Here is a 14,060-nt window from a genome sequence, read left to right on the forward strand (position 1 = left end):
AACAGATGGCTTTTAACATAAAAGTATTGGGCAGCCATTTTCTGCTATTTAATCCCAATCACCATCGAATCTGGGCCAACTAAATGCTCAACCCGGATCTGAGAAAAACCAGCTTCTTTCATCCATCCAGAGCAGTTAGCACCTGTGTAGTCGAAGCCTCCCGGTGTCTCGATTAGCATGTTCAGGCTCATCATCAAACCAAAGGCATTCTTTGAGCGATCGTCATCAATGAGTGCTTCATATACGACGAGAGCACCTCCAGATGGAACAGCATCGAATGCTTTTGCAATCAGCATTTTCTTCGTCGGTAGATCCCAGTCGTGCAGAATATGCCCCATCAGTACTACGTCAGCTTTGGGCAGATCGTGCTGGAAAAAATCACCTGGCACAAACGACAGACGGTCTGCTACCCCTGATGTCGTGCTGTACTCTTTAAAGAAAGGAGCAACCTGGGGCAAGTCGAATCCGAAACCCTGTAAATGCGGGTTTGCTTTTGCGATCTGAACTGCTAAATCACCTTGGGCTGTGCCTACATCTACGAAGGTGCGGTAGTCTTTCCAGGGAAAGCGTTGTGCGATCGCGACATTAGAACCTCGGCTCACTCCTGTCATCGCAGAAAGAAATTCTTTCAAGCGGTCTGGCTCGGCATAGAGGGTTTCAAACAGACTAGGATCACCTGTCCGATATTCGTTTTGCGGTTGCCCAGTGCGGAGAGCGTCAGTGAGATGACCCCAGAAGGGATACAAGCGGTGGTTCGCCATCTCTAGGATTCCTCCGACGTAGGAGGGCTTGGTTCGATCGAGGAATAGATTAGTCTCGATCGTATTCGAGTAGAGATCGCCTGTGCGTTCCAGGAAGCCAAGCGCGACTAACGCATCGAGAAAGTCACGCGCCGAGCGTGGGTGCAACCCTACCAGATCTCTGATTACGTCAAATGGCTTGGCACCATCTGCCAGTTTAGTAAATAGGTCGATTTCGATAGCACTCAACAGCGTCTTTGATGCCCAGAAAGCTAGCCCTGTTTGCAAGATTTTCTCTGGACTTGGTTGTTCACTCATGCTGTTCTCCTAAAACCCAAAAGTCGCGCTCAGATATTATTTTTGTTTACTATTTACGATAGATTTACCCAACTTGTACAGACGAACTATTGTTCCGAATCATACCTTTCGACAGCCGATTAGACAGACAATTTAAGGATTTCTTCTCGAAGCGCTTAGCGCTCAAAAAAGTTCGTCTGTCTCAGAATGAATGAAATATTGGGGAGCTTCATCCCTGCAACAAGTCATGCGATCGGCGGAAGTTTAGCGCTCTCACAAAAAACTAGTAGATTGCTAAGATTGCCTCTCGCTTACTAACAAAAGCACTCCAAGTCTTTCAAAGACTTGGAGTGCTTATCTTATGAACTAACCTAATTACAAACTAGCCCATTCGAGATCGATAGTCCTCATACCCAAACGTTCGCCACAATTCAAACGAACCATCTTGTTTGAGACAACCGATCGATGGATGCGTTACCCCGTTAAACATTGTTGTTTTAACCATGGTGTAGTGCATCATGTCCTGGAACAATAAGCGATCTCCAACCTCTAAAGGTCGATCAAACTGATAATCTCCCAAGAAATCTCCAGCCAAACAGCTAGCACCACCTAAGCGATACCCAGTTTGACCTTCTGGCAACACAGAGGCTCCAGTAATCTCTGGCTGATAAGGCATCTCTAAGCAATCTGGCATATGTGCTGTGAATGAAACATCTAGCATCACATGCGTCATGTTCGGCATTGGAATCAGATCCAATACTGAGCTTAGTAAAAAGCCTGTCTGCCAAGCGATCGCTGAACCCGGCTCTAGCATCAATTGCAAGTTCGGATACTTCTCATGGAAAGCTTTCAGAACTGCGATCGCATGATCGACATCGTAGGTTTCATGCGTCATCAGATGTCCGCCCCCAAGATTGAGCCATTTCAACTGAGGCAGTAAATGACCATAGTGTTCCTCAATGTTGAGCAGCGTTTTCTCCAAAGCAAACGAATCACTTTCACAGAGGTTATGCGAGAGAAACCCCTCAATTCCATCCGGTAAGCGATCGCCCAATTGCTCAGGTAGTACCCCCAAGCGTGATCCTGGCACACAAGGATTGTAGAGCGCAGTTTTCACAGGAGAAAAGAGCGGATTGATCCGAATCCCGATCGAAGCATTGCGCGGGAATTTGAGCGATCGCTCCCACTGACTCAAAGAATTGAACGTCAAATGCGAAGCAGACGCGAGTAACTCCGGTAAGTCCTCGTCCCGATAAGCAGGCGAGTACACACACAGCGCACCCCCGAAAAACTCCGATGCCAGTTGCGCTTCCCACAGTGAACTTGCAGACGCTCCATATAGACTTTCGCGAATCATCGGAAAGCTATGAAACAGCGCAAAGCCTTTCAGCGCCAGTAACACTTTTACGGGCGCATCTCGCTGAACCCGCTCGAAAATTTGCAGGTTGCGTCTCAGCTTTGCCTCTTCCAGCACAAAACACGGCGAAGGAATATTCGCCAAGACCTCATTGACTTGTTCCATCAGTTAGATCGCCTCAAAGGGAGAAGGTTGACCAATGACTTCATGCCAAGGCAGCCCCATGTCACCCAACTTTGCTAAGAATGGATCAGGATCTAGCTGTTCAACGTTGAACACACCTGGCTTTTGCCAAGTTCCATTCGCCACCATGAGAGCACCTAGCGCTGCCGGAACGCCTGTGGTGTAGGAAATTGCTTGTGCCCCGACTTCTTGATAAGCCGCAGCATGATCGCAATTGTTGTAGATGTAGTAGGTCTTTTCTTGACCATCTTTGATGCCGCGAATGTGACATCCGATCGACGTTTGCCCAGTGTAAGTTGCTGCTAGAGAAGCCGGATCAGGAAGCAGCTTCTTCAACATTTTCAGAGGCACAACGGGTGTCCCTTCATAGTCGATCGGATCAATTCGGGTTAATCCGAGCGTTTCTAGCACCTGAAGGTAGTTGATATAGCTCTGTGAAAAGGTCATCCAGAACCGTGCTCGCTTCAAAGTCGGAATGTGCTTCACCAGCGATTCGAGTTCTTCGTGATAGAGCAAGTAAGATTCGCGATCGCCGATATGGGGATAATCAACAGGGCGATGAATTGATAAAGGCGGAACCGTGATCCATGCGCCTTTTTCAAAATAGCGTCCCGGCTGAGTAATCTCGCGAATATTAATCTCTGGATTGAAATTCGTTGCAAATGCTCTGCCATGGCTACCGGCATTGCAATCGACGATATCTAGCTCGTGAATCTCATCAAAATGATGTTTCAGAGCGTGAGCAGTAAAAATGCCGGTCACACCTGGATCAAAGCCACAGCCTAGAATCGCAGTTAGTCCGGCATCATAAAAGCGGTCTTGATAAGCCCACTGCCAGCTATACTCGAATTTCGGATTGTCTGGAGGCTCGTAATTCGCCGTGTCAAGATAATGCACACCTGCATTCAGGCAAGCATCCATCAACGCCAGATCTTGATAGGGCAATGCCACATTCACCAAGACATCTGGACGGAACGACTTCAAAAGAGCCACAGTTTGAGAGACATCATCCGCATCGACTTGCGCGGTTTGGACATGCCTACTGGAAATACTTTCTGCAATCTGGTTACACCTTTCTACCGTTCGGCTGGTAAGCAGAATTTCCTCGAATTCTTCCAGTGCAGCAAGTTTGTGAGCCACTACTCTGCCAACCCCGCCTGCGCCAACGACCATCACTCGTGCCATTTTTTCTCCTTTGCGCTTCGTTTAGAAGTCCGCGATTATCGATCCCCTAGATACTTCTAGATTTTCTGGACACATCATTATGACACGGGATCTTGTCCGTCGTTATGTATCAACAACACAATCTGGAAATTTCATTCAATCCACTGATAGGCGCGTTGAAATCGATCGCAATTCGTCTGGAATTTCACTGACTTCTGGAAATTCCAACAGCGTCTCAGACAATCCTAAGTATCCGGATTCTGCGAACGATAACAGCATTCGTTGTAATGCAAACCAAACTTCCGGCTCAAATTCCCAGTCGCGTCCTCGTTTGGCTCGACCTGCGATCGACTTTAATGCCCAAAAGTAACTATTCCGGACGATTGACCCACCTTTTTTGAAGGGCGGGACATCTTCGTGATGCAGATACAAAATATCCGACTCAATTCTTGCTCTCATCTGTCTTGAATCCAAAAGAAATTCCCCTAATGCACACACATTAGGGGAACCTAAATTTTAGCGAATCAAATTAATAGCGCTGCGAGAATCCACCGCTACGACCGCCACGACCGCCGCCACTGCGACCACCGCCGCCGCTACCCGATTCTTCACGGGGCTTCGCCTTGTTGACGCGCATGTCGCGACCCATCCATTCCGCACCATCGAGTGCCTCGATCGCTGCGTCCTCTTCGGCATCCGAAGACATTTCGACAAACCCGAACCCACGCATCCGTCCAGTTTCACGATCAACGGGAAGCTGAACGCGCTTAACAGATCCGTATTCTGCGAAGATCTCAGTTAAATCCTCGCGTGTAACCTCATAGGACAGGTTACCTACATAAATCGACATTGAAAGAATTCTCCAGAACCAGAAATGAACGAGGCAATCGTATCGGAGGGTGTGCCTGCTTTAGCGCTAACAAACTTGCAAGTTTTAATGGAAAACGAACGAGTCACTGTCTAGGAAAAACAAACTGAATCAGCCGAGCTAAATACCTCTCATTACTCACTGTAACACGAATCTTTATTGCAGACCGTTTGATTCAATTACACTTGAGAAGTTTCGATGTTGTCGCGGAGATGGCTATGGCTGTTGCATCTTATGGGGCGTGGAAGTCCCCGATTAGCTCAGATTTGATTGTGGCGGGCGCGATTGGGCTAGGTCAAATCAAGCTCGATGGAAAAACAATCTATTGGAGCGAATCGCGCCCGACCGAGGGCGGAAGGAATGTGATTATTCGACGTTCAGAGAACGGTCAGACAGTCGAGGTCACACCTACTGCGTTTAACGCTCGTACCCGAGTGCATGAATATGGAGGTGGGGCGTTCACAATCATTGATGAGACAGTTTATTTCTCAAATTTTGCTGACCAGCGCTTGTATCAGCAGAAGGTTGGAGAGGAACCGATCGCGTTAACTCCCGAAGCTGCGATTCGCTACGCAGATGTGATTTTAGACAAAAAACGCGATCGCTTAATTTGCATTCGAGAGGATCATCAAAATGCAGATCGAGAGGCAGAAAATACGATCGCGAGCATCTCTCTCAAGGATCACTCTCAAACTACCTTAGTCGCTGGATCTGATTTCTACATGTTTCCTCGATTAAGTCCGGATGGATCTCGATTGAGTTGGATTTGCTGGCATCATCCTGACATGCCTTGGGATGGAACCGAATTATGGACAGCGAAAATTCAGGATGATGGTACATTAGCAACGCCTAAAAAAATTGCAGGTGGACGAGAAGAAGCGATTTTTCAACCGGAATGGTCGCCCGATGGAAATCTGATTTTTGTCAGCGATCGTACAGGCTGGTGGAATTTTTACCGCTGGAATCCAACGACTCAAACTGTAGAAGCCCTGTGCGAAAAAGCGGCTGAATTTGGATTGCCGCTTTGGGTGTTTGGCATGTCTACCTATGGATTTGCAGGCAACAACATTATTTGTGCTTATACCGAGAATGGGATGAGCAGATTGGCGAGTCTGGATCTCAACACACTTGAGCTTAAAAATCTTGAATCTCCCTATACCAGCATTGCAGGTGTTCAGGTTTGTCCAGATCATGCGGTTTTTGTTGGCGGATCATCAACTGAACCGAGCGCGATCGTCAAATACGATTTCAACACTCAACAGTTTGAAGTCCTCAGACGAGCCAGTGAACTCAGGATTGATCCAGGCTATTTGTCCATTCCAGAAGCGATCGAGTTTCCCACGGAGAACAATCTCACGGCTCATGCGCTTTACTATGCGCCGAAGAACAAAGACTTTCAAGCTCCCGAAGGCGAGCTTCCTCCGATGTTAGTTAAAAGTCATGGAGGCCCAACGGCTGCAACTTCTGCTTCATTCAACTTGGGCATTCAGTACTGGACGAGCCGTGGGTTTGCTGTCCTTGATGTGAACTATGGAGGCAGTACTGGATATGGTCGAGCCTATCGAGAAAGACTCAAAGGGACTTGGGGAATTGTCGATGTGGCTGACTGTGCAAATGGAGCAAAGCATCTCGCAGAACAAGGTAAAGTCGATGGCGACCGCTTAGTGATTGCAGGCGGAAGTGCAGGCGGTTATACAACTTTGTGTGCTCTAACTTTCCGCAATACCTTCAAAGCAGGTGCAAGTTACTATGGCGTAAGCGATCTTAAGGCTCTTGCAGAAGATACACATAAATTTGAATCACGGTATTTAGATGGCTTGATTGGAGCTTATCCAGAACGGGCTGATTTGTATCACGATCGCTCTCCGATCACTGCTGTCGATCGCTTGTCTTGCCCAGTCATCTTTTTCCAAGGTGACGAAGATCGGATTGTGCCGCCAAATCAAGCTGAAATGATGGTCGATGCTTTGAAAGCGAAAGGCTTACCTGTTGCGTATGTTCTATTTGAAGGAGAACAACATGGATTCCGCAAAGCAGAGAATATCAAACGCGCATTAGATGGCGAGTTTTACTTCTATTCGCGAGTATTTGGCTATACGCCTGCGGATACGATCGAACCTGTTGCAATTCACAACCTCTAAAGTTCAACGTTTCCAAGCCTTAGATGGATTGCACCCTGCTTTCAAACTGAAATGAGGTTCTACTGATCAAGTAGAACCTCAAAACGTCTTAGCGGAGACAAATGAATACCGAGTCAGCTTTCAAAGTGAACAGATTGACTGAACACGCCAAACTCTAAAATCCGAAAATTGTACTAGCTAGCACAGATAGGCTTATTGTTCGCATTCAAGCGAATCTTACCTTCTGACCCACCCACCATAAACGGTGCAGTCTGATCATCAACCACACGCACGAATGCAGGCTTATCTTTCAGGCAAGCACTCACGGCTGCGCCCCAAGCTGGCAAATCTTTCGCCATTTTATCAGTAATCGGGGTATCGCTAGTAACACTCGCTTCCTGAACAACAGCAATTTGGATCGGTAAGGTAAACTTCGCTGCTGTGTTAGCACTCTCAGGTAAAGTCACTTGCTGCACACCCGTGATCGTTTCGCTTTCTAGCACAGTTGTCGTTGCCATGGGTTGCGTGCTAGGAGTTGAAGACTGTTCAGCCGGAGCAGTTGGCTGAGTAGGCGTAGTTGTCGATTCCGGTGTGGTCGAAGGGGTAGTGGGAACCGTGGTATCCGGTGTGGTCGAAGGGATAGTGGGAACCGTAGTATCCGGTGTAGTTGTCGATTCCGGTGTGGTCGAAGGCGTACTCGGAGTCATCGGAGCGCTTGTTGGAGAAGCAGGCGTTGTCGATGAATCAGGAGCAGGCGTTGTTGTATCCGGAGTCGAAGGCGTTGTCGTTGCGCCAGGAGTCGAGGGAATTGAAGTTGGGCTGACAGGTGTGGTCGCGGGGGTTGCAGATTCAGCAGGCTTCTCGACTGTGGGTAGCGTCGGCTTACTCTCAGATGGCTTCTCTGTTGTTGGCATCGTTGGCATGGAGGTCGGAGTCGATGCAGGAGTCATCGTCGAAGGAGCCGAGGTCGGCATAACTGGGGTTGAACCTGGATTAGCAGGAGTGGTACTGATTGACGGCATCGAAGGCATTTCCGGCTTTGCGATCGGAGTCATTGAAGGCGTGCTGGTCTGGTTTACCGTAGGAGTTGCAGACTCAGTGTTAGAAGGCTTCTTCACCGATTCAGCGATCGTTGGAACCGCATACCCTGCTAAGACAGCAGCAGCTATACCAAAAGCAGCAATCTGTTTCCGTTTGCTCACGTTAGATCTCCGAAATTTGCTAGAGGGGCTAAATCTTCTTTCGTATTCAGGACGCACCTGGATGATTCACACAGCTGACATCTAAAGGTCGAGCAATGTCCGCATGAATTGGAAAGCGGCAGACTAAGCGAACCGTACCGAAGGATGTGTAAATGGCTCAACCAATCGGGAGACAGATAATAGATTGGCACAGGGTTAGGATACAAAGATGCAAAATCAAGGTCTTAAAGGCGAAATTCGGCGCTAAAGTAGGCTGTGCAGTAGGCTCAGTAGTGTGTTGAGGGAATCGAGCATGCAAGACCCGTATTATCAGCTAGCGCCTTTCATTCAGGAGTATATTTACGCACAAGGTTGGAGCAGTTTACGCCCAATTCAAGCAGAAGCGTGCAGAGTTTTATTCGATACCGATCAGCATCTTCTGATCGCCGCAGGCACAGCATCCGGGAAAACTGAGGCTGCATTTCTTCCAGCGTTGACGTTACTGCATGAAAATCCATCCCGCAGCGTTGGTGCAATTTACATTAGTCCAATTAAAGCTTTGATCAATGATCAGTTCGATCGATTAACGGATCTCTTACGGTTCGCGGATTTGCCCGTGTGGGCATGGCATGGAGATGTATCTCAAAGCCGGAAGAAAAAACTCCTGGCAAATCCGCGTGGCATTCTGCAAATTACGCCTGAATCGTTGGAGAGTTTGCTGATCAATAAAAGCTCTGACATCGATCGTATATTTGGCGACCTTCGGTTTGTGATCATTGACGAAGTTCACGCATTTATTGGCAGCGATCGCGGTTGCCAAATCTTGTGTCAACTTTCGCGCCTTGCGAAGCTGACAGGTAACCAACCGCGTCGAATTGGACTGTCTGCAACTCTGGGCGATTATTCTTTAGCAGAAGCATGGTTGCGGGCAGACACTTCTCCATCTGTCACCACCCCAAAAATTGAAGGAGCCGCGAGAAAAATTCAGTTGTCGATCGAACATTTCTATGATCCGGGTTTAGTTGTCCGGGCAAAAGGAGATACCCGCGATCGCGTCTTTAATCCCTATCATTTGTATTTGTTTCAACAGACAGAAGGGCGGAAGAGCCTGATTTTTGCGAATGGGCGGACTGCAACCGAAGAAGCGATCGCGGCATTGCGAGAAATTGCCCAGGCGAAAGGCGCACCGGATATTTATCACGTTCATCACGGCAGTATCTCGGCAGCATTGCGAGAGACGGCTGAAGAAGCCATGCGGGATGGGGAGAAGCTCGCAGTGACGGCAGCAACCGTGACGTTTGAAATGGGAATCGATTTAGGACATCTCGATCGCGTTCTGCAACTGGAAGCACCTGCTTCAGTTGCTAGCTTTCTGCAACGCTTGGGTCGATCAGGGCGAAGAGGCGATACCGCCGAGATGCGATTTGTCTGTGCAGAAGACAAGCCGACAGGCGAGGAAATTTTACCTGAGGAGATTCCTTGGCAGTTGTTGCAAGCGATCGCGATTATTCAACTTTACATTGAGGAAAAATGGATTGAACCTGCACGGGAAATGCAGTATCCATTCAGCTTGCTCTATCACCAAACAATGAGTACGTTGGCAGCGCTAGGAGAATTGTCGCCAAGTGAGATCGCGCAAAATGTTCTCAAATTGCCCCCCTTTCAATCGGTGACTCAAGATGATTTTCGGTTGTTTTTACGGCATTTAATCGACATTGATCATTTAGAACAAACTCCGACTGGGGGTTTGATCATTGGGATTACAGCCGAAAAAATCATTAACAATTTCAAGTTCTATGCGATTTTCCCGGATACCGAGGAGTATCTCGTTAAGCATGATGGAAAAGCAGTAGGGAGTATCATCGTTCCGCCACTGGAGGGTGATCGCTTTTCACTGGCGGGCAAAACCTGGGAAGTGATCGAGGTCAATGCAAAGAAGAAAACGATCGTTGTGATTCCTAGTACAAAATCCGTGACTTCTAGCTCATGGCGCGGCAGTATGGGCGAGATTCATACTCGAGTGTTGCGGCGCATGAGAAAAGTGCTGCAAGAGTCAACGATGTATCCTTATTTGCAACCCGGTGCGAAACGGCGACTCCAAGAAGCAAGAGAGCTAGCGCAATACAAAGGCTTTTTACATCAACCGATCCAACTGGTTGAAGAGGATGTTTGCTGTATTCTGCCCTGGATGGGAACGATTCCATTTCGGACCTTGGAGCGATTTTTGCGGTTTTACGCGAAAGATGCTTTGGGACTGAAAAGTATTAAAGGGCGATCGCCTTATTTTCTAATCGTTCGATTGGGAAAATGCAAGCTAGAGACTTTGGATCACGAGATTCGATCGTTAGCCGATCGCCGCTTAGAAGCGAATATGCTCCTGCCTGATGATGAGATTCCAAAGCTGCAAAAGTTTGATCCTTACATTCCATCAGAATTGCTCAGAAAAAGTTTCATGAGCGATTATTTGGATCTAAAAGAACTCACGACGGCGATCGCCAAGTGGTAATACTCAATTTCACCAAAGCAGAGTTGAAGATGAAAGCCCTTGATCGGAAAATCTGTCATCGTTTCAATTGGGTTAACTTGCCAACTTTTGCGGCGCAGTTCCCAGAGCTTCCTCTTCACTCTCAAAAATCTCAAATACTGAATCCATCATCGTGACTTCAAAGACCAGTTTTGCCTCTGGATGCACATTGCAGAGCTTAAAGCTGCCGCGTGCTTTATCTGCATCCCGCATCCCTGCTACTAGCGAAGTCAGCCCAGAACTATCAATAAAATTTACCTGACCTAAGTTGACAATAATATGATTTGTTTGTTTCGCAATACAGTCCTGTAACTTGGTGCGGAACTGCCACGCTGTTGTGATATCTAAGCGCCCACTCGGATTAAATACGACGATCGTATTGCCATCCGGGGTACTAAATACTCTTTGCTCCATGAGGATCGACTTCTGCTCCATATTAATCAGGACTTGCTTCGTGCAAGCGATTGGGGGGATTCTCTAGGTCAGTTATGCCCAAATCAGGGAAAATGCTAACACCATTACCTTCTGCAAAAAGAGGGAAGCGCTAGAAAAACGCTTCCCTCGACATGCAAGGCTTAACAAATGGATGTTAATGGCTAATCACCATTAAGCTGAGTGTGCCCCGCTTTGTGACCAATTGATCCAATCTTGTGGCTTCAAGAAAATGTCATACAACCGAGCTTCTGGACTTCCAGCTTCTGGTTCATACCCATATTCCCACCGCACCATCGGAGGCAGTGACATCAGAATCGATTCTGTGCGTCCATTGGTCTGTAAGCCAAAAATTGTGCCGCGATCGTAGACCAGATTAAACTCGACGTACCGTCCCCGGCGATAGAGTTGGAACTGGCGTTCGCGATCGCCATATTCGGTATCTTTGCGTTTTTCAGCGATCGGAGTATATGCAGGTAGAAACGCATTTCCGCAAGATTGAATAAACGCAAACAGATCTTCCCAAGTCCGACCTTGCACTGCACCCACTTGTTGACTGTATTGTGCGGCAGGGGTGTCCATTTGCGAACCTGGATAGAAAATCGGATACAAAACGCCTTGAGTGTCCTGATAGTCAAAGAAGATACCGCCAACTCCACGAGTTTCATTGCGATGCTTCAAATAGAAGTACTCGTCACACCAGAGTTTGAAGGTGGGATAGTATTCAGGATGATGCTGATCACACGCCTGCTTCAGCGTTTGATGAAAATGGATAACATCTTCTTCAAAGGGATAGTAAGGCGTTAAATCAATACCACCGCCAAACCACCAAACGGGACCTGCTTCAAAGTAACGATAGTTCAGATGCACGGTTGGAATGTAAGGATTCCGGGGATGCAGTACCATCGAAGTCCCCGTCGCATAGAAGCTATGACCTTTCGCTTCGGGACGCTGCACTAAAATCGAGGGTGGCAAATCCTTGCCCCAAACTTCGGAAAAATTGACTCCGCCTTGTTCAAACACACGACCTTCGCGCATCACTCGCGATCGCCCGCCACCGCCTTCGGGTCTCGTCCAACTATCTTCGCGAAACGTCGCTTCACCATCAACGGCTTCTAAGCCTTTACAAACTTGATCCTGGAAAGATTTCATCCATTGGCTCACCCGCTCTCTTGAATCTTGAGGCGGTAGCGCTTGAGTCGTTTCGGTCTTGTCGGAAGTGGAGAAGGCAGTCATAAACGTCGGTTCCTGGAACGAATCGCTTTACTATCGGTGAAGAAGTTTAAAGGTTCCGTTAGGTTCGAGCAGCAGGATTGCTCAATCTAGACGGTTCAATTAGACTATCGCGAAACGGTTCCTGTCTAAACAGTTGAGCCGATTTCCAAGGTGCGGATCGCGCATCCTGTGCGGAAAGTAGGGATCGTAAATGTTTATAACGTTCTGTGACTTCTGCCCCAAGAAGTCGGTCAGCATCTTGAGAAGGATGACGATCGGGGACTCAATTTGGCTAAGATCAATCACCCCAGCTTTAGCGTACAGGTTCGCCTTAGAGGAGATGAATATTATGCTGAACTTTCCTTGGACATTCTTCTACCGCAAGCGGCGACGTGTCGAAATGACATTAGCGCGATCGTACCAAGCGATTAGTTCAGCGTCGGTCGATGATCTCTGGAAAAAAGTCATCGATTTAGCGGATGTATCGTGGCATCCGATGATTTCGCACACGAATGTTCCGCGAGGGCAGGTGGCAAAGCCGGGATTGATTTATGAAGCGGTGACGCGATTGGGACCGTTTCCGATTCGGATTTTTGTCGAGCGGGTTGATCCGCGAGAATTGTTGAGTGTGAGAATTATGGCAATTCCTGGGCTTGAGGAACGGATTCAGTACGAAGTGAAATCAACTGTTTCGGGCACGAGTATTGCGTATTCGGTGACATTGCAGGGGTGGTTGTCGCCATTGATTTGGTCAATTATTAAGCCCTATGCGGCACGAGTGGCTGAGGATTTGGCACATGCGGCGGAACAACCGGAATTACCGCGATCGAATCAACGCAGTTGTTTAGACTTCTAACGAGATCCGTAGAACGGTAAGATCGAATCAAACCCTGACTCGATCTCTCCATGCTAGAAACTCTTAGTGCAGAATCCGTTTTAGAAGTGCTTAAACCAGTTCAAGACCCTGAACTTCAAAAAAGTTTGGTGGCGTTGAACATGATTCGCAATGTGTCGATCGATGATGGTAAGGTTCGATTTACATTGGTCTTGACGACTCCTGCCTGTCCGTTACGTCAGTTTATTGTCGAAGACTGTGAGCGGGCGATTAAAACTTTACCCGGTGTGACATCTGTCGAAGTCGAAGTGACCGCTGAGACACCACAGCAAAAATCTTTACCCGATCGTACTGGGATCGAGGGTGTGAAAAATATTATTGCGATTTCCAGTGGTAAAGGTGGCGTTGGGAAAAGCTCAGTTGCCGTTAACGTTGCAGTGGCATTGGCGCAAGCTGGCGCTAAAGTCGGTTTAATCGATGCCGATATTTATGGACCGAATGCTCCGACAATGTTGGGGCTTGAAGGATCGGGTGTTGCAGTTACGCAAACAGAACAAGGTGAAATTCTCGAACCTGCCTTCAATCACGGAGTCAAATTAGTTTCGATGGGGTTTCTGATCGACAAGGATCAGCCTGTGATCTGGCGAGGTCCGATGTTGAATGGTGTCATTCGTCAGTTTCTCTATCAAGTTCGGTGGGGTGATCTCGATTATTTAATCGTCGATATGCCTCCGGGAACTGGAGATGCTCAATTGACGATGGCGCAAGCGGTTCCGATGGCGGGGGCAGTGATTGTTACAACTCCTCAAACGGTTGCGCTACTGGATTCTCGGCGCGGGTTGAAGATGTTTCAACAATTGAACGTCCCAGTATTAGGCATCGTTGAGAATATGAGTTATTTTATTCCGCCGGACATGCCCGATCGACAGTATGACATTTTCGGTTCAGCCGGAGGCGAAAAGACTGCGGCGGAGCTAAATGTGCCTTTGTTGGGCTGTGTACCGTTGGAAATCCCGCTGCGTCAGGGCGGAGACAAGGGAATTCCGATCGTCGTTGGCGATCCCGATTCTGCTTCGGCAAAAGCATTGACACAAATTGCTCAGCAAATTGCTGCTAAAGTATCCGTTGCAGCACTCGCATAAGC

13 protein-coding genes are annotated in these 14,060 nt (G+C 47.9%); 5 read left to right on the forward strand and 8 right to left on the reverse strand.

Translation table 11 applies throughout. The features are described 5' to 3' along the window. Nucleotides 1–44: 44 nt before the first annotated feature. The 5 genes from ACMUEV_RS27635 to ACMUEV_RS27655 form a co-directional block, all read right to left on the reverse strand. On the reverse strand, nt 45–1,058 hold the full coding sequence (locus ACMUEV_RS27635) for a methyltransferase (protein WP_190651491.1): 1,014 nt from the start codon (nt 1,056–1,058) through the stop codon (nt 45–47). A 361-nt stretch (nt 1,059–1,419) separates the two neighbouring features. Continuing rightward, complete coding sequence (gene nspC, locus ACMUEV_RS27640; protein ID WP_017285958.1) at nt 1,420–2,559, reverse strand: carboxynorspermidine decarboxylase; 1,140 nt, start codon at nt 2,557–2,559, stop codon at nt 1,420–1,422. Between the two features lie 3 nt (nt 2,560–2,562). Beyond that, entirely contained in the window at nt 2,563–3,762 is a 1,200-nt protein-coding gene (locus ACMUEV_RS27645) for a saccharopine dehydrogenase family protein (protein WP_190651493.1), read from the reverse strand. A 135-nt stretch (nt 3,763–3,897) separates the two neighbouring features. Beyond that, complete coding sequence (locus tag ACMUEV_RS27650; protein WP_017285956.1) at nt 3,898–4,200, reverse strand: hypothetical protein; 303 nt, start codon at nt 4,198–4,200, stop codon at nt 3,898–3,900. Between the two features lie 70 nt (nt 4,201–4,270). Further along, nucleotides 4,271–4,591, reverse strand: coding sequence for an RNA recognition motif domain-containing protein (locus ACMUEV_RS27655; RefSeq protein WP_017285955.1), 321 nt, complete (start codon nt 4,589–4,591; stop codon nt 4,271–4,273). Between the two features lie 236 nt (nt 4,592–4,827). Between ACMUEV_RS27655 and ACMUEV_RS27660 the strand changes: the two genes are divergently transcribed. Then, entirely contained in the window at nt 4,828–6,750 is a 1,923-nt protein-coding gene (locus ACMUEV_RS27660) for a S9 family peptidase (protein WP_190651494.1), read from the forward strand. Between the two features lie 173 nt (nt 6,751–6,923). Here the strand turns inward: ACMUEV_RS27660 and ACMUEV_RS27665 are convergent, their stop codons facing one another. Continuing rightward, the gene (locus ACMUEV_RS27665) at nt 6,924–7,436 is read right to left on the reverse strand and encodes a hypothetical protein (RefSeq protein ID WP_144056124.1); all 513 of its coding nucleotides are present in this window, start codon (nt 7,434–7,436) and stop codon (nt 6,924–6,926) included. Between ACMUEV_RS27665 and ACMUEV_RS27670 the strand changes: the two genes are divergently transcribed. After that, nucleotides 7,411–8,016 carry a hypothetical protein gene (locus ACMUEV_RS27670; RefSeq protein ID WP_017285952.1) on the forward strand — a complete coding sequence of 202 codons (606 nt, stop codon included), beginning with the start codon at nt 7,411–7,413 and terminating at the stop codon, nt 8,014–8,016. The genes ACMUEV_RS27665 and ACMUEV_RS27670 overlap by 26 nt on opposite strands. 207 nt (nt 8,017–8,223) lie before the next feature. Continuing rightward, nucleotides 8,224–10,416, forward strand: coding sequence for a DEAD/DEAH box helicase (locus tag ACMUEV_RS27675; RefSeq protein ID WP_190651497.1), 2,193 nt, complete (start codon nt 8,224–8,226; stop codon nt 10,414–10,416). A 72-nt stretch (nt 10,417–10,488) separates the two neighbouring features. Here the strand turns inward: ACMUEV_RS27675 and ACMUEV_RS27680 are convergent, their stop codons facing one another. Together ACMUEV_RS27680 and hemF are read right to left on the reverse strand one after the other, a co-directional pair. After that, on the reverse strand, nt 10,489–10,848 hold the full coding sequence (locus ACMUEV_RS27680) for an STAS domain-containing protein (RefSeq protein ID WP_197693294.1): 360 nt from the start codon (nt 10,846–10,848) through the stop codon (nt 10,489–10,491). 192 nt (nt 10,849–11,040) lie between these two features. Beyond that, on the reverse strand, nt 11,041–12,102 hold the full coding sequence (hemF, locus tag ACMUEV_RS27685) for an oxygen-dependent coproporphyrinogen oxidase (protein ID WP_190651499.1): 1,062 nt from the start codon (nt 12,100–12,102) through the stop codon (nt 11,041–11,043). A gap of 328 nt (nt 12,103–12,430) precedes the next feature. Here hemF and ACMUEV_RS27690 point away from each other — a divergent pair, with 328 nt between their 5' ends. Beyond that, nucleotides 12,431–12,937 carry a hypothetical protein gene (locus ACMUEV_RS27690; RefSeq protein WP_017285948.1) on the forward strand — a complete coding sequence of 169 codons (507 nt, stop codon included), beginning with the start codon at nt 12,431–12,433 and terminating at the stop codon, nt 12,935–12,937. A 50-nt stretch (nt 12,938–12,987) separates the two neighbouring features. Beyond that, nucleotides 12,988–14,058 carry an Mrp/NBP35 family ATP-binding protein gene (locus tag ACMUEV_RS27695; RefSeq protein WP_017285947.1) on the forward strand — a complete coding sequence of 357 codons (1,071 nt, stop codon included), beginning with the start codon at nt 12,988–12,990 and terminating at the stop codon, nt 14,056–14,058. Nucleotides 14,059–14,060 lie beyond the last annotated feature (2 nt).

The organism is Leptolyngbya sp. FACHB-1624, from assembly GCF_047649235.1.
GTDB classification, from domain to species: Bacteria; Cyanobacteriota; Cyanobacteriia; order Leptolyngbyales; family Leptolyngbyaceae; genus Leptolyngbya; species Leptolyngbya boryana.

Excerpts from the sequence above, each read along its gene's own strand:
- hemF (WP_190651499.1), bottom strand. The coding sequence starts at position 12,102 with ATGACTGCCTTCTCCACTTCCGACAAGACCGAAACGACTCAAGCGCTA.
- ACMUEV_RS27660 (WP_190651494.1), top strand. The coding sequence starts at position 4,828 with ATGGCTGTTGCATCTTATGGGGCGTGGAAGTCCCCGATTAGCTCAGAT.
- ACMUEV_RS27645 (WP_190651493.1), bottom strand. The coding sequence starts at position 3,762 with ATGGCACGAGTGATGGTCGTTGGCGCAGGCGGGGTTGGCAGAGTAGTG.
- ACMUEV_RS27680 (WP_197693294.1), bottom strand. The coding sequence starts at position 10,848 with ATGGAGCAAAGAGTATTTAGTACCCCGGATGGCAATACGATCGTCGTA.
- ACMUEV_RS27650 (WP_017285956.1), bottom strand. The coding sequence starts at position 4,200 with ATGAGAGCAAGAATTGAGTCGGATATTTTGTATCTGCATCACGAAGAT.
- ACMUEV_RS27635 (WP_190651491.1), bottom strand. The coding sequence starts at position 1,058 with ATGAGTGAACAACCAAGTCCAGAGAAAATCTTGCAAACAGGGCTAGCT.
- nspC (WP_017285958.1), bottom strand. The coding sequence starts at position 2,559 with ATGGAACAAGTCAATGAGGTCTTGGCGAATATTCCTTCGCCGTGTTTT.
- ACMUEV_RS27655 (WP_017285955.1), bottom strand. The coding sequence starts at position 4,591 with ATGTCGATTTATGTAGGTAACCTGTCCTATGAGGTTACACGCGAGGAT.
- ACMUEV_RS27695 (WP_017285947.1), top strand. The coding sequence starts at position 12,988 with ATGCTAGAAACTCTTAGTGCAGAATCCGTTTTAGAAGTGCTTAAACCA.
- ACMUEV_RS27665 (WP_144056124.1), bottom strand. The coding sequence starts at position 7,436 with ATGACTCCGAGTACGCCTTCGACCACACCGGAATCGACAACTACACCG.
- ACMUEV_RS27675 (WP_190651497.1), top strand. The coding sequence starts at position 8,224 with ATGCAAGACCCGTATTATCAGCTAGCGCCTTTCATTCAGGAGTATATT.
- ACMUEV_RS27690 (WP_017285948.1), top strand. The coding sequence starts at position 12,431 with ATGCTGAACTTTCCTTGGACATTCTTCTACCGCAAGCGGCGACGTGTC.